The sequence below is a fragment of the Kitasatospora sp. NPDC088783 genome (genome assembly GCF_044750705.1).
In the GTDB taxonomy this organism is placed as follows: domain Bacteria; phylum Actinomycetota; class Actinomycetes; order Streptomycetales; family Streptomycetaceae; genus Kitasatospora; species Kitasatospora fiedleri.
Window position 1 is genome coordinate 1 of the sequence record NZ_JBIVKJ010000005.1, and the last position, 17,885, is coordinate 17,885.

At 75.3% G+C, this 17,885-nt stretch carries 18 protein-coding genes and 1 pseudogene; 8 read left to right on the forward strand and 11 right to left on the reverse strand.

Going from position 1 to position 17,885, the window contains the following annotated elements; all coding sequences use genetic code 11:
• The 3 genes and pseudogenes from ACIP60_RS15825 to ACIP60_RS15835 all read right to left on the reverse strand — a co-directional run.
• A pseudogene (locus tag ACIP60_RS15825) lies at nt 1-91 on the reverse strand (electron transfer flavoprotein subunit beta); the annotation flags it as partial.
• A 96-nt stretch (nt 92-187) separates the two neighbouring features.
• The gene (locus tag ACIP60_RS15830) at nt 188-661 is read right to left on the reverse strand and encodes a hypothetical protein (RefSeq protein ID WP_400684226.1); all 474 of its coding nucleotides are present in this window, start codon (nt 659-661) and stop codon (nt 188-190) included.
• Between the two features lie 203 nt (nt 662-864).
• Nucleotides 865-2,547: an FAD-dependent oxidoreductase gene (locus tag ACIP60_RS15835; protein ID WP_400684229.1), complete on the reverse strand. Its 1,683-nt coding sequence runs from the start codon at nt 2,545-2,547 to the stop codon at nt 865-867.
• A gap of 82 nt (nt 2,548-2,629) precedes the next feature.
• Between ACIP60_RS15835 and ACIP60_RS15840 the strand changes: the two genes are divergently transcribed.
• Nucleotides 2,630-3,232, forward strand: a complete 603-nt coding sequence (locus ACIP60_RS15840) for a helix-turn-helix domain-containing protein (protein WP_400684231.1) — start codon at nt 2,630-2,632, stop codon at nt 3,230-3,232.
• A 135-nt stretch (nt 3,233-3,367) separates the two neighbouring features.
• On the opposite strand, the gene ACIP60_RS15845 is transcribed toward ACIP60_RS15840, so the two are convergent.
• Both ACIP60_RS15845 and ACIP60_RS15850 read right to left on the reverse strand, forming a co-directional pair.
• On the reverse strand, nt 3,368-4,030 hold the full coding sequence (locus tag ACIP60_RS15845; RefSeq protein WP_400684233.1) for a Tat pathway signal sequence domain protein: 663 nt from the start codon (nt 4,028-4,030) through the stop codon (nt 3,368-3,370).
• A gap of 163 nt (nt 4,031-4,193) precedes the next feature.
• On the reverse strand, nt 4,194-5,177 hold the full coding sequence (locus ACIP60_RS15850; RefSeq protein ID WP_400684235.1) for a hypothetical protein: 984 nt from the start codon (nt 5,175-5,177) through the stop codon (nt 4,194-4,196).
• Nucleotides 5,178-5,865: 688 nt separating this feature from the next.
• Between ACIP60_RS15850 and ACIP60_RS15855 the strand changes: the two genes are divergently transcribed.
• From ACIP60_RS15855 to ACIP60_RS15870, 4 genes are all read left to right on the forward strand, one after another.
• A complete protein-coding gene (locus tag ACIP60_RS15855; RefSeq protein ID WP_100839169.1) occupies nt 5,866-6,495 on the forward strand; it encodes a DUF6230 family protein in 630 nt (209 codons plus the stop codon).
• 148 nt (nt 6,496-6,643) lie between these two features.
• Nucleotides 6,644-7,048, forward strand: a complete 405-nt coding sequence (locus ACIP60_RS15860) for a DUF6114 domain-containing protein (protein WP_282203775.1) — start codon at nt 6,644-6,646, stop codon at nt 7,046-7,048.
• A gap of 335 nt (nt 7,049-7,383) precedes the next feature.
• A complete protein-coding gene (locus ACIP60_RS15865) occupies nt 7,384-8,025 on the forward strand; it encodes an allophanate hydrolase subunit 1 (protein ID WP_400684238.1) in 642 nt (213 codons plus the stop codon).
• Nucleotides 8,026-8,111: 86 nt separating this feature from the next.
• Complete coding sequence (locus ACIP60_RS15870; RefSeq protein WP_400685349.1) at nt 8,112-8,951, forward strand: biotin-dependent carboxyltransferase family protein; 840 nt, start codon at nt 8,112-8,114, stop codon at nt 8,949-8,951.
• Nucleotides 8,952-9,055: 104 nt separating this feature from the next.
• On the opposite strand, the gene ACIP60_RS15875 is transcribed toward ACIP60_RS15870, so the two are convergent.
• The 3 genes from ACIP60_RS15875 to ACIP60_RS15885 form a co-directional block, all read right to left on the reverse strand.
• Nucleotides 9,056-10,402, reverse strand: coding sequence for a VWA-like domain-containing protein (locus ACIP60_RS15875; protein ID WP_400684240.1), 1,347 nt, complete (start codon nt 10,400-10,402; stop codon nt 9,056-9,058).
• Entirely contained in the window at nt 10,399-11,628 is a 1,230-nt protein-coding gene (locus ACIP60_RS15880; RefSeq protein ID WP_400684243.1) for an AAA family ATPase, read from the reverse strand. The genes ACIP60_RS15875 and ACIP60_RS15880 overlap by 4 nt, the downstream gene beginning before the upstream one ends.
• Nucleotides 11,629-11,731: 103 nt before the next feature.
• Entirely contained in the window at nt 11,732-13,072 is a 1,341-nt protein-coding gene (locus ACIP60_RS15885; RefSeq protein WP_400684245.1) for a hypothetical protein, read from the reverse strand.
• Nucleotides 13,073-13,287: 215 nt separating this feature from the next.
• On the opposite strand from ACIP60_RS15885, the gene ACIP60_RS15890 reads away from it, so the two are divergent.
• From ACIP60_RS15890 to ACIP60_RS15900, 3 genes are all read left to right on the forward strand, one after another.
• Nucleotides 13,288-14,271 carry an oxygenase MpaB family protein gene (locus ACIP60_RS15890; RefSeq protein ID WP_400684248.1) on the forward strand — a complete coding sequence of 328 codons (984 nt, stop codon included), beginning with the start codon at nt 13,288-13,290 and terminating at the stop codon, nt 14,269-14,271.
• A gap of 414 nt (nt 14,272-14,685) precedes the next feature.
• On the forward strand, nt 14,686-14,877 hold the full coding sequence (locus tag ACIP60_RS15895; protein WP_400684251.1) for a hypothetical protein: 192 nt from the start codon (nt 14,686-14,688) through the stop codon (nt 14,875-14,877).
• Nucleotides 14,878-15,118: 241 nt separating this feature from the next.
• Nucleotides 15,119-15,418, forward strand: coding sequence for a WhiB family transcriptional regulator (locus ACIP60_RS15900; RefSeq protein WP_400684253.1), 300 nt, complete (start codon nt 15,119-15,121; stop codon nt 15,416-15,418).
• 311 nt (nt 15,419-15,729) lie between these two features.
• Here ACIP60_RS15900 and ACIP60_RS15905 read toward each other — a convergent pair whose 3' ends face one another.
• From ACIP60_RS15905 to ACIP60_RS15915, 3 genes are all read right to left on the reverse strand, one after another.
• Nucleotides 15,730-16,197, reverse strand: a complete 468-nt coding sequence (locus ACIP60_RS15905; protein ID WP_400684256.1) for an ATP-binding protein — start codon at nt 16,195-16,197, stop codon at nt 15,730-15,732.
• A 136-nt stretch (nt 16,198-16,333) separates the two neighbouring features.
• A complete protein-coding gene (locus ACIP60_RS15910) occupies nt 16,334-16,702 on the reverse strand; it encodes an STAS domain-containing protein (protein WP_100839160.1) in 369 nt (122 codons plus the stop codon).
• 132 nt (nt 16,703-16,834) lie between these two features.
• Entirely contained in the window at nt 16,835-17,662 is an 828-nt protein-coding gene (locus tag ACIP60_RS15915) for an RNA polymerase sigma factor SigF (protein WP_400684260.1), read from the reverse strand.
• Nucleotides 17,663-17,885: the final 223 nt, after the last annotated feature.

Sequence of the window (17,885 nt, forward strand, 5' to 3'; positions counted from 1 at the left end):
CCTCCCGGTCGGTGGTGGCATCGTCCGCGAAGCGACGGTCACCGGTCGCGTCGGGCACGTACTTCACACAGACAACGATCCTCAAGCTCACGGCCACCTTGTCCTTTCACGCGGGAGGGAACTGAGTACCCCCACTAGACCACACTCCGTGCCATGTATCCACTCCCGTGGGGGTGTGAGGGGGGACTCAGTTCCCAGCGGGCGGCACCGGGCGGCGGACGGCGGCGGGGACGGGGGCGGGGCGGAGGTCGGCGGCCCAGCGCAGGGAGTACCAGGAGAGTGCGGCGAGCAGGGCGGCGCTGGGGAGTTCGGCGGCGTAGGCGAGGACCTCGGCGGTGCGGAACGCCTCGCCGCGGTGGGCGGACCAGAGGTCGAAGAAGGCGTCCGTGCCGAGCAGGACGGCGGTCGCGGAGGCGATCGGGCTGGTGGCGCGGTGGCGGCGGCGGACCAGGGCGGCGAGCAGCAGCAGGGCGGCGGCCTCCAGCAGGTCGAACCAGACCCAGGCGTTGGAGAGGTTGCGGGCCCCGAACCGGCCCCGGACGTTCAGGGCGAGTTCGACGATCCAGGGGAGCAGCAGGACGGCGGCGACCCGGAAGGCGATCGACAGCAGGCGCAGCAGTGCGTCCTCGTGGTCGGCCAGGGCCTTGCGGAGAGCGGGCACGCCGCGATCATAGGTCTGGCGGCGCGCCAGGTTCGTCAGGCGGCCGGACCAACCCGCCGGGCGGGTCCGCGGCGCGGATGCCCCGGGTCGGCCGCCCGGCGCGGGTGCGGCGGGGCCGCCGGGGGGCGTGCGGCGGGGCCGCCGGGTGCGGTCGGGCACGCGGCGGCCCCGGGGCGGGGACGAGCGGGAACGGGCGAGGGGGCTCAGCCCTTGCGGCGCAGGCGGAGGGTGGAGTCGCGGTGCGGGCGGGCGTCCGGGTCGGTGACGGGGTGCCCGGGGTGGTCGTGCCGGGCGTGCTCCTCGGCGAGTTCGACGGTCCACTCGCCGGGGGCCGGCTGCAGGGCGGCGAGCATCTCCTCGGGGGTCGGGAGGTGCAGGTCCGGGTGCGGGTCGTCGTGCCGGGCGGGCGGTGCGGCGTGACTGGTGATCAGCAGGGTGCCGCCGGGGGCGACGGCCGCAGCGGCCCGGCGCAGCACCCGGTCGCGCGGGAACTCGGCGGGGGAGTGCAGGAACTGCGCGGAGACCAGGTCGTACGCGCCGGACGGGAAGGCGTGCGCCAGGTCGACGCGCTGCCAGTCGATCCGGTCGGCGACGCCCGCGACGGCGGCCCGGGCGGCGGCCCGTTCCAGCGCGACCCGCGAGATGTCGACGGCGGTGACCTGCCAGCCCCGCTCGGCCAGCCAGATCGCGTCCCCGCCCTCGCCGCAGCCCAGGTCCAGCGCCCGGCCGGGCGCCAGGCCGGTGGCCTGCACGGTCAGCGAGGCGTTCGGGCGACCGCTCCAGATCTGCCCGCTCTCGCCGTACCGCTTCTCCCAGAACTCGACCGCGTCGACGGCCAGCCGGGTCTCCTCGGCGACCAGGTCGGCGTTGATCGCCGCGCCCGCCCGCAGCCCGTCCGCGGCGGCGATCGCGACCTGTGCGACCGGGTCGGTCAGGTTGCCCGCCGCCCAGACGCCCGGGACGCCGGTGGCACCCGTCGGGTCGGTGGTGGCCAGCCGGGTGGCGAACCGGACGCCCCCGAAGTCCAGGTCGGTGACCGCCAGGCCCAGCTCGGCCAGGAACGGCGCGGTCACGGTCAACTCGGTGCCGACGGCCAGCACCGCGCAGTCGACCACGGTGCCGTCGGCCAGCCGGACCCCGGTCAGCTCGGCGGCGCCGTCCTCGGGCAGCAGCGCGACGACCTCGCCGGGCACCACGCGCACCCCGCGGGCGGCCAGCTCGCGCCGCTGCCGCTCGTCGAACGGCTGCTCGTCGGACGGCCGCTCGTCGGACGACTGCTCGTCGGACGACTGCTCGTCGGACGGCTGCTCGTCGGACGGCGCGGCGGTGTGCGCGAGCAGGGTGACGTCGCCGCTCCACTGCCGCCACAGCAGTGCCTGGTGGACGGCCACCGCCGGGTTGGTCGCCAGCACGGCGATCTTCCGGTCGCGGACCTCCCAGCCGTGGCAGTAGGGGCAGTGCACCACCTGGCGCCCCCAGCGCTCGGCCAGGCCGGGCAGCTCGGGCAGCAGGTCGGTGGTGCCGGTGGTCAGCAGCAGGCGGCGGGCGTGCACGGCGGTGCCGTCCGACAGCTCGGCGCGGAAGCCGCCGTCCTCCTCGCGGGCGACGGAGAGCACCTCGGCGTCGTGGAACTCGCCGCCGTACGAGGCGACTTCGGCCCGGCCGAGGGAGGTCAGCTCGGCCGGCGGCAGGCCCTCGCGGCCGAGCAGTCCGTGGATGCCCTCGGCCGGGGCGTTGCGCGGACGCCCCGCGTCGACGACCAGGACGGAACGGCGGGCCCGGGCCAGGGTGAGGGCGCCGCTGAGTCCGGCGGCACCGCCTCCGACGATCAGCACGTCGTGGTGGCGGGCGGGGCGGGGGTGCGGGTGACGGTGCGTCGTGGTCATGGCTCGATGGTGCGCCGAGTTCGCCGGATTGACAAACAATGTTGCTGAGGTGGCAAATGGAGGGGAGGAGAGGAGCACGGTGATGGGCGAGGACTTCGAGGCGGTGCTGACCGGCGTCGGCCCCCGGCTGCGGGCGATCCGGCAGCAGCACGGCACCACCCTGGCGCAACTGAGCGAGCAGACCGGCATCTCGGTCAGCACGCTGTCCCGGCTGGAGTCCGGCGGGCGGCGCCCGACCCTGGAACTGCTGCTGCCGCTGGCCCGTGCGCACGGCGTGGCCCTGGACGAACTGGTCGACGCCCCGCCCACCGGCGACCCCCGGGTGCGGCTGCGCCCGTTCGTCCGGCACGGCTGGACGTACCTGCCGCTGGCCCGCAGCCTCGGCGGCATGCAGGCGTACAAGATCATCGTCCCGGTGGGCGACAGCCGGGAGAACTGCGAGCAGCGCACCCACGAGGGCCACGAGTGGCTGTACGTGCTCTCCGGGGAGCTGCTGCTGAAACTGGGCGAGTACGAGGCGGTGCTGAAGGCGGGCGAGGCCGCGGAGTTCGACACCCGGACGCCGCACCTGTTCACCAACGCGGGGCGGGTGCCGGTGGAGTTCCTGAGCCTGTTCGGCCCGCAGGGGGAGCGGGTGCACGTGCGGGCCAGGACCGCCGAGCGGGCCGGGCGGGCGGCGGACTGACGGCGCGGTGCGGCGCGGCGCGGCGCGACGGGACAGGGCAGGACGGGACGGGGCGACGTGCGGTGGGACGCCGCGCCCGAGGGGGTGGGCGCGGCGTCCGGACCTGCGGTGGTGCGGTGTGGTGGTGCGGCCGGGTCAGTTGACGAAGACCGTGCCGCCCAGGGTGGTGTCGGTGACCGGGCCGTAGGCGGCCGAGAAGTTGATGCTGGCGAAGCAGATGCTCGGGCCGGACAGCTTGGTGAACGGCTGGTTGGTCATGGTGATCTTCGGCGGGGTGTTGGTGGCGTTGCCGTTGAGCGAGCCGCTGGTCGAGGAGTAGGTGCACAGGGCGTTGCCGGCCAGGGTCTTGAGGTTGACGGCGGCCTGGATCGTCCCGGTCAGGCTGACCGGGAGCCCGGCCGAGTCGGAGATGCTCAGGGTGTAGGGCAGGTTGCTCATGGTCAGGCTGTTCACGCCGGTGACGCCGACCACGTTGGAGGTGCAGCCGGCGAAGGTCAGGGTGCCGACCGGGCCGGAGGCGGTGGCGGAGCCGGTGGCGAGCGGGTTGACGGCCACGCTGCCGCCGATGGTGGAGGTGGAGCACTTGACGCCGGTGGTGGTGCCCGGGTTGTACATGGTGGCGAAGGTGCCGCTGACCAGGTTCGCGGCCAGGGTGTCGCCGACCCCGACGGCCGTGCTGGTACCGGCGATGGTCAGCACCGGGGTGCTGCTCACCGCGCCGGCCGGGACGGCGGGGAGGAGGAGCAGGGCGCCGGCGGCGGTGAGGGCGGCGATGCCGGCGGAGAGGCGGTTGCGCATGAGGGTTCCTTCCGGTGGGTGGGGCGGAGCGGACGGAGCTGCCCCGGCGCGGTCGCCGGAGCGCGTGCGGGCCCCGCGCTGGGGACGGGACGGGCACGGGTTCGTGGGGGACGGGTGACGGAACCGATCAACTCCGTTGGGGGCGGAGTCGTGTGACGGCTCGTCAGTGCGCGGCGCTGCCGCTCAGCGCGGCGGTGAGGTCGGCGATGTCGGTGTCCAGGACGAAGGACGCGTTGGTCTGCTGGAAGCTCACCGAGTCCTTGCCGGGTGCGGCGGGCAGGCCCATCGTCCAGTTGATGATCTGGTTCAGCGAGCCGAGCAGGCCGCAGCCGTTGGCGCCGGGCACCGCGAAGGTGTTGTCGACCAGCGAGGCGTTGTTCTCCGAAATGACCAGCGCGTTGTGCCCGTTGGGGTCCGGGGTGTAGTCGAGGGTGCCCGGGTCGCCGGTCATCGGCGGGGTGGAGGCGGTCGCACCGGTGGTGGGCTTGAGCAGCAGCGGCGCGGAGTCCGAGCCGATGTAGCAGTGCGCGCCGAACAGCGCGTTGTACAGGTGCAGTTTGATCGGCAGCTGGAACACCGGGTACGGCTCGCCGGTCGCCAGCGGCGTGAACTTGGTGACCGGGCCCGCGAGTTCCACCTGGGCGAAGACGCTGGTGATGCCCGGGAGGAAGTTCTGGATGCCCGGGATGTTGATCTGCACCATGGGCGCGCTGAGCAGCGGCGCGCCGGTGGGCGGCACCACGGTGTACTGGTTGGCGCTGCTGCCGTCCGGGAACGACACCTCCGGCGCGGACTTGTCCCAGTAGAAGCCGAACTGCAGCGTGATCGGTGAGTTGAACGGCACCACGGTGCTGCCGAGGGTGAACTTCCCGGCGTTGGTCACCGACACCAGGCAGCCGACCTGGAGGTTCTCCGGGTTGTGCATGGCGGGCGCGGAGAGCGGACAGTTGCCCATGCCGGTGTACGGCGCGCCGGGCGCGGCCGCGGTGGCGGCGGAGGCCGGGGTGACACCGGCCAGCAGCGCGGCACCGGCCAGGGCGGCGGCGGACGGCAGCAGGCGGCGGCGCCGGCGGCGGGACGCGCCGGGGGCGGCGGTGGCTGTGGCCGCGGGGTCGGCGGCGGCGGGGGCGGGCGAGCTGGCGCGCATGGCGGGGACTCCTGACGGCAGGGGACAGGGCGTGGCGAGGCAGGGCGTGCCGAGGTTGAGCGTGGCGAGGTTGAGCGTGGCGAGGCGGGGCGTGCCGGGGCGAGGGGTGCCGGGGCGAGGGTGCCGGGTGGGGCGTGACGGGATGTGCCGGGCGTGCCGGAGCGTGACGAGGCGGGACGGGCTGGGCTGGGGATCACAGGGCGCTCGACGCCACGAGCGACCGGGCCGAGGGCGCACGACTGCCACCGTTGCGCCGGAGCGGTCCGCCGTACCGGGAGCGCGGCGCCTCCGTACGGGGAGTGCGCCGGGCCCGGAGCGAGAACGACCCGGTGGGCACGGCTGTTACGCCGGGGTTACCGCCGGGTACCCGCCAAGTTCTAGGCGTCCCGTCGGGCCAACGTCAAGGAGGAGGACGGAAGTTGGAAGGAAGGTGAGTGGAGTTCGCTTGCCGCTGGTCTCCAACTGCCCCATCAATCACATGAGTTGACTGGAGTTCGGGAAATCCCGGACGGTGCGCGAAGTATTGACCCGCCATGTACCCCGGGGTAACTTCCAGTCAGCCCGCCGGTTATGAGAAAGATCGTCAACTTCACTGCCACGCACCACAGTTGGCGCATCACACCCATCCACGCCAGGCCCTCGCCGCCGCCGGGCTGCGGATCCCCCACCCGACCCTCAGGAGCCCTCCATGGCACCCTCCGCAGAACAATCCGCCGCCACCTCGACCGGGCGCGGCCGGGTCCGACTGCGCCGCGCCGCACTGATGGCGGTACCGGCCTGCGTCACCGCGGGCCTCCTGGTGACCCTGACCGCGCAGAACGTCCTGGCCACCCAGTTCGCCATCTCCGGCATGGCTTTCGAGGTCACCGCCGACAAGCTGGACGGCACCGGGTTCGAGCAGTTCGGCACCCTCGACAACATGATCGAGAACAGCCCCAACGCCGGCGACACCGGCGGCCAGCTGTTCCTGATCCAGACCGTGGTGAAGCAGGCGTCCCTGACCAAGCTCTGCCAGAGCGTCAACCTGGGCGGCATCAACCTGCTGATCACGGCCGGCGACAAGGGCACCCCCGTCACCGCCGAGAACCTCACCACCGACTCCGACCTGATGAGCGGTGACGCCGAGTTCAAGAACCTCGAAGTCGGCCGCGACGCCAGCACCTTCGACAAGGGCGGCGTGGCCGGCCCGCCCGGCATGTTCGGCCAGCAGGGCGACACCGTGGCCGTCGACCACTTCCGGCAGCAGAACTACGCCACCACCGCCGGCACCTTCCGCCTGCCCAACATGCACCTCAGCTTCAGCGGCGATGGCTGCTGAGCCCGGACCGGCACCGGACCGGGCGGCCGGCACCGCGGCCGCCCGGCCCGCCGACACCGCCCCCGCCCCTGTTCCGGCCCCGGCCCATGCCCATGCTTCCGCCGAAGCGGCCGCCCCCCACGGCGCGCCCCCCACCGAGGCCGCCGCGGTGCCACCCGCCCCGCGCGGCTTCGCGGGCTGGCGCGGACGCCGCCCGTTCTGGGGCGGCCTGCTGATCGTGCTCGCCGGTGCCGAGATCCTGTTCACCGAGAAGGCCCCGATGCGCATGGTCATCCGCATCGGCATGCTCGGTCTGGCCGGTTACGTCATTCCCACCCTCATGGTGCTCTGCGGACTGCTCCTCATCTTCCACCCCGTCCAACGGGTCTTCTACTCCGTGCTTGCCGTCCTCGCCACCCTCGGCAGTTGGATCACCTCCAACCTCGGCGGCTTCTTCATCGGCCTGCTGCTCGGCCTGATCGGCAGCAGCCTCGCCTTCGGTTGGCTCCCCGACCAGCCCCGGCGCCGCCGGGCGCTGCGCCGGGAAGCGAAACGCGAAGCCACCCCGGCCTGACCGGGGAGGCGCCCGGCGGAGGAGCGTGGCCGCCGTCGGGTGCCCCGGCCGCGGCCCCCGCACACCGAGCGGGCGGGGGCCGCGGCCGGGCCTTTCCGCGCACCGCCCGCACCGCCCGCACCGCCCGCGCAGGGCGCGCCGGGTGTTCCGGGACGCGCGTCGGGCGTCCCGAGGCGTGCCGGGTGTCCGGGTACGTGCCGACGACAGTCCGCGGCTTGGTACCTTGGGCGACTGACGGCCGGTGGACAGGCGGAACAACGCGGCGGGTACGGGCGGGCGGCGGTGGACACGACGCACCCGCGCGGCGGACGCGTACGGCGGACGGGACGGGTGCGGTGCGGGTACTGCGGTGCGGCAGCGACGCCGTCCTGGTCGAGGTCGAGGACGCCGAACAGGTCCAGCGGCTGCACGCCGCCCTGCGCGACGCCCCGCCCACCGGCGTCGGCGAACTCGTCCCCGCCGCCCGCACCGTCCTGGTCCGCTACGACCCGGCCGCGACCGACTGGCAGCGCCTGCGCGCCGCCGTCACCGCGCTGCCGCTCCGCGACGCGCCACCGGCCGGGGCTGCCGGGGCCGTGCTGGTCCCCGTCCGCTACGACGGCCCCGACCTGGCCGAAGTCGCCCGGCTGGCCGGCCTGACGGAGGAGCAGGTCGTCGAGCGCCACACCGCCGGGCAGTACCGCGTCGCGTTCTGCGGCTTCGCCCCCGGCTTCGCGTACCTCACCGGCCTCGACCCGCGGCTGCGGGTGCCCCGCCGCGCCGAGCCCCGCACCCGGGTCCCCACCGGCGCGGTCGCCGTCGCCGACGAGTACACCGGCGTCTACCCCCGCACCTCGCCCGGCGGTTGGCAACTGCTCGGCACCACCGACCTCCCGCTCTGGGACACCGCCGCCGACCCGCCCACCCGGCTGCTCCCCGGCACCTCCGTGCGCTTCGTCGCGGTCGAGGGGACCGGGAACGAAGGGAGCCGCCCGTGAACGGGGACGCCGTACCGGGACGGGACACCGTATCGGGACGGGACACCGTATCGGCGCAGGACGTCGGCGGCCGGGCCGGGCTGCTGGTGGTGCGGGCCGGGTACGGGGCGACCGTGCAGGACCTGGGGCGTCCCGGGCTGGCGGCACTCGGGGTGGGGCGGTCCGGGGCCGCCGACCGGGGTGCGCTGCGGCTCGCCAACCGGCTGGTCGGCAACCCCGAGGACGCGGCCGGGCTCGAAATGCCGCTGGGCGGCGTCGAGTTGGAGTTCAACCGAACCACCACCTGCGCCCTCGCCGGCGCCGACTGCCCGGCCTGGGCGGCCGACCGGCCGGTCGCCGGGAACACCCCGTTCACGGTGCCCGCCGGAGCCCGGCTGCGGCTCGGTACGCCCGGGCGCGGCCTGCGCGTCTACCTCGCCGTCCGCGGTGGGCTGGACGTCCCCGCCGTCCTCGGTTCCCGCTCCACCGACACCCTCGCGGACCTCGGCCCCGCCCGCCTGACGGCCGGCCGACTGCTGCCCGTCGGCACCGCCGCCACCGGCTGGCCCGCCGCCGAGCACGCCCCGCGCCGCGAACCGTCCGGCCCCGTCCTGCTGCACGTGATCCCCGGGCCGCGCGACGACTGGTTCACCGCCGCCGCGCTGCGCACCCTGTACGACGAGCCGTACACCGTGACCGGCGACAGCGACCGGGTCGGCATGCGCCTGGACGGCCCCGCGCTGGAACGGGCCCGGGACGGGGAACTGCCCTCCGAGGGCATGGTGGCCGGCGCGCTGCAGGTGCCGCCGTCCGGGCGGCCGATCCTGTTCCTCGCCGACCACCCCGTCACCGGCGGGTACCCGGTCGTCGGAGTGGTCCGCCGCGCCGACCTCGACGCGGCCGGGCAGGCCCGCCCCGGCGACACGCTGCGCTTCCGCCCGGCCTGAGCCCTCGGGCCCCGGGGCCGAGCTCCGGGTTCTGCGCCCTGGGCCCTGCGCACCATGCCCTGTGCCCTGTGCCCTGGGCTTCGCGGGGGAGCGGGCCGGGCGGGTCAGCCGAGGGTGACCACCCTCGCCCAGTGCGGCGGGGTGTCCGGGGTGTAGCCGGGGTCGTCCTCGTCGTCGGCGGTGCGGCGGGGGCGGGCGCGGGGGAACAGGCCGACGACGGTGCGGCAGGGCGGCGGGGTGCTGGGCCAGGGGGTCTGGCCGTCGGTCAGGGCGACCACCACGTCGGGCGTGGGGCGCCGGCCCAGCGCGGTGGTGAACCCGCTGCGCAGGTCGGTGCCGCCGCCGCCGATCAGGGTCCAGCCGCTGTCGGCGGCGGCCTGCCGGGCGACCCGGGCGGCGGCGTCGCAGGAGATCACCGAGACCAGGTCGCGCCGTCCGCCCAGCGTCCGCAGGATCGCCGCGGTCTCCAGCAGCGCGGAGCCCAACTCGCTGTCGCTGACCGAGCCGGAGGTGTCGACGACCACCGCGACCCGGGGCGGGCGGCGGCGCAGCGAGGGCAGCACCACCTTGGGCAGGCCGGTCGAGCGGCGGGCCGGGCGGCCGTAGCTGTAGTCCTCGCCGGCGCCCGCCGAGGCCATCGTGGAGCGGATCGCCGCGCCGAGCAACTGCCGCCACGGCTGCGGCGGGTGGAACACCTCCTCGGCCCAGCGCCGCCAGCCCGCCGGGACCTCGCCGGGGTGGGCCGTGATGCCCTGGGCGACCCGGAAGCGGACCAGGTCGCGCTCCTGCTCGCTCAGGCCGTGCGCGCCGTCCGGGCCGAGATCCCACTCGCGTTCCCGCCCGTCCGCGCCGCTGCCGCACTCCAGCCACACCAGGTGCTGGTACTGGGTGCTGACGGAGAACTGCCGCGCGTAGTCCTCCATCAGCCGGCCTTCGGGCAGGCGGAGGACGTCCGGGTAGACCGCGCCGGGGATCCGGACCAGGCCGTCGCCGAACGCGTCGTCGTTGATCTCGCAGTCCGCGGCCAGGTTGATCCGCAACCGGGCGGCGGGCCCCTCGCGGTCGATCGCGCGCAGCAGCCGGTCGCCGCGCCGGGCGTGGTCGCGCAGCAGGTGCGAGACCTCGTGCACCCAGACCGAGGCCAGTTCCTCCTCCGGGGTGCGTTCGACGAAGCGCGGCGAGACGTAGCACCGCCAGTGCCGGTCCACCGCCATGGTCGGCACCCGGGTCGACTCCACCACGTGCATGGCGAACAGCGCCGTCGCCAGGTGCGGGCGGGCCCGGACGGCGTGCAGCCGGGCCGCGAACAGCTTCTCGGTGTCCAGCCGCAGGGGTGCGCTCCCCGGCGCGTTCCGCGGCGTGTTGCGCGGCGTGCTCCGCGGCGTGCTCCGCGGCGTGTCGCGCGGCGTGTTCCGTGCTGTGCTCGTCGGCGCGTCCTTCGGCGTGCTCATCGGCGGCCCGTGCCGGCGGGGACCCGGGCGGCCGAGCGGTCGGCCCGGCGGGAGACCTGGAGCGCACCCGCGAAGCGGTTGATCAACTCCGGTACCTCCCAGGCGTCCTGGCGCAGCGCGGCGAGCGTGGTCACCGGCACCACCAGCACGTCCGGCGGGCTGCTCTCCAGCGCCCGGGCCATCAACGCCCAAGCGGCGTCCCAGCGTTCACGGGTCGGTCGGGAGCGGACGGCGGCCACCACGCCGTCCAGGACGGCCTGCCGCAGGTCGCCGCGCCGGGGCAGCACGGCGGCGTCCGGGTCGGCGAGCAGGTCCTCGGGCGCGGGCAGGTCCATCCGGTCGACGGTGGCCAGGAGTTCGAGCCCGGGCCCGTCGCCGACGGTGCCGCGCACCAGCAGCGACAGCACCTCCCGGGAGGAACCGGCCGCCGAGCCGAACGCCAGCAGCCGCATGGTCATCTCCCAGCTGCGGGGCGACGGCCAGGCCCGGCCGCGCCTGGTCTCGGCGTTCGGCAGCCGGTGGGTCAGCTCGGGCCGGACGGTGAGCAGCCCGCACACCGCGCGCCGGGCGAACTCGACGGCGGCGGAAAGCCGTTCGGGATCGAGCCGGGGCAGCTCGGCGCGCGGCCACACGCCGCCGAGGCCGCGCACCACCACCTCGGCGTCGTGCACCCAGTCCAGGTGGACGAAGCGGTTGGCCAGCGGAGCGCTCAGCTCCCAGCCGTCGGCGGCCGAGGCGCGCGGGTTGGCCGCCGCCACGATCCTTACCCCCGGCGGGAGTTGCAGCGCGCCGATGCGACGCTCCAGAACCAGGCGCAGTAGCGCGGCCTGCACGGCCGGCGGGGCGGTCGACAGCTCGTCGAGGAACAGCAGCCCGCGGCCCTGCCGGACCAGCCGCACCGCCCAGTCCGGCGGCGCCAGCGGCACGCCCTGCGCGGCGGGGTCGTCGCCGATCACCGGCAGGCCGGAGAAGTCGGACGGCTCGTGGACGCTGGCGATCACCGTGGTGAGCGGCAGGTCGAGTTCGGTGGCGAGCTGGGTCAGCGCGGCGGTCTTGCCGATGCCCGGCTCACCCCACAGCAGGACCGGGAGGTCGGCGGCGACGGCGAGGGTCAGCGCCTCGACCTGGAGGTCCTGGCGGGGCTCGGTGACGGACTCCTTCAGGAGGCCCAGCAGCCTTTCGGCGAGGTCGAGTTGGGGCGAAGTGACAGTGGCGGAAGAAGGCATGGGTGATTCACCTGGGGGTCGAGGGGCGGGAGAAGGGAAGCCCGGGGCGCGGAGCGGTGGCTGCGGCGTACCTGCCGGGCGTGCCGGGGTGGAGCGGACGGCCCTACCAGGGCCGCAGGGGCGGCTTCGGCGGGACGCGGGGATGCCGCCGGTGCGGACGGCCGTGCGGGCGCGGGACGACGGGTACGGGGGCGGGAGCGGCGCCGAAGCGGCCGTGCCCGCGTTCGAACCCGGCCGCGTACAGGCTGCCCGCCAGCCGCCGGTGGACGTCGCCGTCCAGCGTCTCGGCGAGCGGGCCCTCGCGCAGGACGGCCTCCGCGCCCAGCAGTCGGCGCACGGCGGCGAGTGCCCCGGCGCGGTCGCCGTGCAGCAGCCGCTGCCGGATGCCGTCCAGGTCCTCCGGCTGCCGGTGCGCGCGGTCGATCGCCCGCAGGCAGGGCAGTGGCGGCCCGCCGAACGCCACCAGCGCCTCCTCGCGCCGCAGTTGCTCCGGGGCGTGGTCGAGCGGCACGAGCACCCCGTCGACCACCGCGATCCGGTGCGGCACGCCCCGGCACTCCACCGTCAACGTCCCGCCCTCGCGCACCGGTTCGGGCCGGTCGGGCCGGTGTCCGGCGGCGAGTGCGGCGGCCACCAGCGGGTGCAGCGCGTCCGGCCCGATCAGCCCCGCGCGGAGCAGCAGCAGGTCGGGCGGCGTCCAGGTGGCGGCGTCCGGCAGCACGGGGTGGCCGCGCGGGACGCGGAGCACCTCCGCGGGCGCGTCCGGCGGCGTGGGCGCGCCGAGCAGCAAGTACCGCCGGTGGCCGAGCCGTACCGCCACGGGTGCGCCGTCGGGCAGGCCCTCCGCCGCACGCACCAGTCCGGCCTCGAACTCCCATGCCGGGTAGGCAAACTGATGTTCCGTCAGTTCTGCCGTTCGAGCCGCGAGTTCGGGGGCGCGGCGGGCGTCCCAGAGGTGCCGGTGCAGGTCGAGGCGGAAGCGCGGGTCGGGGCGCGGTCGGGCCCGTGCGGCCGGGCGGGCGTCGGCGTCCCACAGCGCCAGGGTGACGCGTTGGGCCGCCGCCGCGTGGCCGGGTGCCGTCCGGGCCACCAGGTGCAGCGGCGCGGCGCCCCCGTCGCGCGGGTAGCGGGCCAGGGTCAGCGTCAGCCCGGGCCGCAGCAGCCCGTCCGGGGCGACCCGCGGCAGGTGCCAGCGCAGCAGGTCGGGGGCCAGGTGCCGCAGATCGGCCCGGAGCCGTCCGGCCAGCTCGGACCCGTACGCCCGGGAGACGGCGCGCAGCTCGAAGCCCGGATCGCATCCGGCCGCCGCGCAGGCTCCGCCCCAATCGCCCAGCGCACGGCGGGCGGTGGCGGTCTCGATCATGGCCGGGGGAACGGCGAAACGCCGGACGCGCGACCAGAAACTGTTGCGAGTGTCCTCGTCCAGGAGGGAAGTGTCGTGCATCAGCACTCACTTCGGAAGGACGGGACCTCCAATCCATGTGTAGTCATCGCCGCCGATGGTAGCCGCGATCCGGCGGACTGTCAGCCCCGTTCTCCGCCCGTCCCACTCGCCGCACCCGCTTCCTCCCCGACCGTCCCGCCCGCGCACCACCCCGACGTAGGGTGGCGGCGAGGGGCCGGAGAGCGGCCCGGGCGGACCGGGAACGGCGGTGCGGCATGACGGACGGGCGGGTCGCGGACGGACGGGTGACAGCCGGGCGGATCGCCCCGGGCGGCGGATGGCGACGGCCGGTGGAGGCGCTGCGGCACAGGCTGCTGCGCGAGATCAACTCCACGGTGCACGGCACCGATCTGCACCTGGAACGCTACGACCGGCCGCCCGGCGACCCCGGGCTGTTCGGGCCCGACAGCGTGGTGTGGCGGGTGCACGGGCACCCGGCCGGGATGCTGGTCGGCGGGTTCGCCGCGCTGATGCTCCAGTCGCTGCACCCCGTGGCGATGCGCGCCGTCGCCGAGCACTCCGACTACCGCACCGATCCGGTCGGACGGCTGCACCGCACCGCCCGCTTCGTCTCCACCACCACGCTCGGCTCCTCCGCCGCCGCCGAAGCCGCGATCGCGGCCGTCCGCCGCGTCCACGGCTACGTCCGCGGCCGCGACGCCGAGGGCCGCCCGTACCGGGCCGACGACCCCGACCTGCTGTGCTGGGTGCACACCGCCGAGACCTCCTGCTTCCTGGCCGGGTACCAAGTCTTCGCCGGGGGAGCGAAGTTGAGCGGGCCGGAGTGCGACGACTACCTCGCCGAGGTCGCCCAGATCGGCCAACTCCTGGGCGCGGACGGCGTACCCGTCTCACGCGCCGGACTCGCCCGCTACCTGGCCGAGGTGCGCGGCGCGCTGCGGGCCACCCCGGAGGCGCTGGAGGCCGTCGCCCTGCTGCGCGCCTTCGGCCGGACCCGGCGCGAACGCCTGGCCGTCCGGGTCCTCACCAACGCGGCCGTCGGCCTGCTGCCCGCCCGGGCCCGCCGCGCGCTCGGCATCCACCGCCCCTGGGCCGTCCGCCGGCTCTGGGACCGCCCGTCGGCCCGACTGCTCGGCGCGGTCATGGTCTGGGCCTGCGGACTGTCCCCGATCCGCGCCGCCGCCACGGCCCGGGCCGCCGGGACCCCCGCCGTCCGGACGGACGCGGCCCGCGGCTGACGGCGGCTGCCCGCGGCGTAGGGCGGGGGAGCGCGCAGAAGCGGCCGCCGCACCGGGGCTGGGGTTCCGGTGCGACGGCCGCTTCGGCGTCGTCAGTGGTCGGCGGCGACGGTCGGTGCGGGGCGTGAGGCGGTCAGCACTGGGGCCGACGGCCGTGGTTCGCTCCGCGCCTCGCGCGGGCCTTCTTCTTGCGGCGGCGCTTCGACGACATGGCCTCTCCTCTCGCGACGGTGCACGACATCCCCCCGTCCACCGTGCCCCGTCCCCGCCGAACCCGCCAGCCGGAACCGGCCCGGCCCGCTCCCGCACCCCGGGGCGTGTTCGACACACCGGTGCCCGCCGGGCCGGGCATCGGCGCGCCCCGGGGGCCAGGATGGAGGAACGGGGGCCGAGACGAACTCCGCGGGAGAGAGCATGACGCAGCAGCACACCCAGCACGGGAGCCACGAGGGCGCGCCGGCCGACGAGTGGCCGCCCACCGAGACTCCGGAGGCCCGGATGACCGCCGAGGGCGCGCCGCCGCCGGACGAGGCCGAGAAGACCCCCGACGACGGCCCCGAGTTCGCCGTCCCGGTCTCCACGCCGCCCGAGCCCGAAGAGGGCTGACCCCGGCCGGGCCGGGGGCACCGACCGGGGACACCGACCGGGCACCGACCGGGGACGGGCCGAGAACGGGCCGGAAGTGGGCCGCACGGCCGGACGGGGCGGCGGGCGGGGAGCGGTGGTCCGGGTGCTTCTGGTCGGGGGGGGGCTTCGGTCGGCGGATCGCGGTTAGACGGACAGGACATCCGTTCATCCGTCCATCTGTCCAACCGTTGATCCGACCGTCCGACGGAAGGAGCATCCGATGACCGTGATCTCGCGCCTGCCCGGTGCCCTCGAGGAGGAGTGGGACTGGCAGCTCGCCGGGGCCTGCCGCGGCGCCGACTCCCAGCTGTTCTTCCACCCCGCCGGGGAACGCGGCCAGGCCCACGACGACCGCGACCGCGCGGCCAAGGCCGTCTGCGCCCGCTGCCCCGTCCGCGAACGCTGCCTGCTGCACGCGCTGGCCGCCCGCGAACGCTACGGCGTGTGGGGCGGCCGCACCGAGGAGGAACGGCGCGGCATGCTGCGCCGCAGGCGGCGCAACCGCGCCCACGCCGGCTGAGCGCCCGGACGTGGGGCCCCCCGCCCCCCCCGCCCCCCCCCCCCGGGCCCGCCCCCCCCGCGCACGGGGGGGGCCCCCGCCCGCACCGGAGCGCCCGCACCCCCGAACGTCCCGGGGTGCGGGCGCTCCGACGTCCGGACGCTCGGACCCAGAGACGCGCCGGCTCACCGGCGCGGAGACGCACAGACGCAGAACGGAGGCGGTCCCCGGAACGAACGGGGACCGCCTCCGTTCTGCGCGGCGTCACGACTGGACGCGCGCTGCACGAGGTGCGGGTGGTGCGGACCCGGGCGGGTGGGCCCGGGGTGGGGCTAAGCGAGCAGCCGGGTGGCGTCGATCTCCGCCCAGATGGACTTGCCCTGGGCGTGCCGGTCCGCGCCCCAGCGGTCGGCGGTGCGCTGCACGATGTACAGCCCGTGTCCGCCGGGCAGGCCGGGACGGTGCGGGGTGCGCAGCTCGGGCAGGACCTCGGACGCGTCGCTGACCTCGATCCGCAGCCGGTCGGGCGTCGCGTGGAGGACCAGCTCCAGCGGGCCGCCGGCGTGCAGCATCGCGTTGCCGACCAGTTCGGCGACCAGCAGGACGACGTCCTCGGCGAGGTCCGGGTCGGGCGGCGTGGACCACGACCAGTCGCCCAGTGCCTCAGCGGTGAACCCCCGGGCCCGGGCCACCGGGCGCGGAACGCCCGCCAGTCGCAGGCGTCGGCGCTGCCCGCCGGGGGGCAGCGCCGCCCCCGCGTCCGGACGGTCGCCGTCCAGGGTGCCCCGGCTCGGTGTCACGTGCGGGTTCCCTTCGTTCTCGACGGCGCTCTCACAGCTTGCTCTCACGGGTCGGTTTCCCGGCCGCGCCCGGATTATGCCCGGTGCGACCGACGGTACGGATACAGCAGGTGGCCGGTGGCCCGGGAGGGGCCGGTCAGCTGTCTGCCGCGAGGGCGGCGTCCACGCTTTCATGGATAGTGAACACCGCCTTCGCGCCGGTTAGTTCGAGCAGGTGTCGGACCGATCCGGAGAGTGCTGCCAGGTGGAAGGACAGCCCCCTGTCGGCGGCCGCCATCCGGGTCTGGAGCAGCAGGTTCAATCCGGACGAGTCACAGAAATCGACCCGCCCCAGGTCGACGACCAGCGCCGGGGGGCGCTCGGCGACCAGTAGGTCGAGCGCCTCCCGAGCGGGGGTCAGGGTTTCGATGTCCAGGTCGCCTGAGAGCACGCACACGGCTGCTCTGGAGGGCGTACGCCACACATCGACCGCCAGGGGGGCCACGGGCATGTTCTCGGCTGGCATCCTCGTCCTGTTCCCTCTCGACCGATCTGCCTCGACCTTACGCACTGTCGGGCGTGTCGGTCGAGACGGGGTGCCCGGTGTGGTCGGTGCGGACGGCGGGGGCCGCCGCAACAACGAGAGTTGACGTGCCTGTCAGTTGGTCGCGTCCAGGCCGGTGCGGAGCCGGGCCAGGGTGCGGGACAGCAGGCGGGACACGTGCATCTGGGACAGCCCGAGGCGGGCGCCGATCTGCGACTGGGTGAGGTCCTCGCTGAAGCGCATGGCCAGGATCTGCCGGTCCCGCTCGGGGAGTTGGGCGATCAGCGGCTTCAGCGCGACGAGGTTCTCCACCAGCGCGAACCGGCCGTCCACCTGGCCGAGGCGCTCGGCGGGCTGCTGCCCGTCGCCCTCGCCCGGGGAGGTCAGGTCGAGCGATCCGGCGGTGTGCGCGTTCGCGGCGGCCAGGCCCTCGATGACCTCTTCCTCGGAGATCGAGAGGTACTCGGCGAGGTCGGCGACGGTCGGTTCCCGGTCCAGGGTCTGGGCCAGCGCGTCCTGCGCCTTCGCCAGGTCCAGGCGCAGCTCCTGGAGGCGGCGCGGCACGTGCACGGACCAGGTGGTGTCCCGGAAGTGGCGGCGTATCTCACCGACGATGGTGGGGACCGCGTACGTGGTGAACTCGACGCCCAGCTCGGGGTCGAACCGGTCGATCGCCTTGATCAGGCCGACCGAGCCGACCTGCATCAGGTCGTCGTAGGGCTCCTTGCTGTGGCCGAAACGCCGGATCGCGAACCGGACCAGGGTCAGGTTCAATTCGATCAGGGTGTTCCGGACGTAGCTGAACTCCCGGGTGCCCTCCTCCAGGCGGGCCAGCCGGCGCAGCAGCACCCTGGTCAGCTCGCGGGCGTCGGCCGGGCTGGTGTTCGCCGGGTCGGCGAGCAGCGCCGGGTCGAGCCCGGAGAGACGGACGGGGGTGGGCATGGAGGCCGGGGCGAACGATCCGGGGTGATCGTCGGTCCCGGGGTGGTCGGAGGGGGCCTCTACAGGGGCAGTCAGGAGAAGTTCATCAGTGGGCACGGGGATGCCAGTCCTTTCCTCGTCTCCGGCCGGTCCGTCCCCGGGTACCCGGCCGATCGCCGACCATGCCTACCGCATGTGTGAAGGTTCGGTGAAGGGTACGCCGGGGGTGATTCCGGGGTGGCTT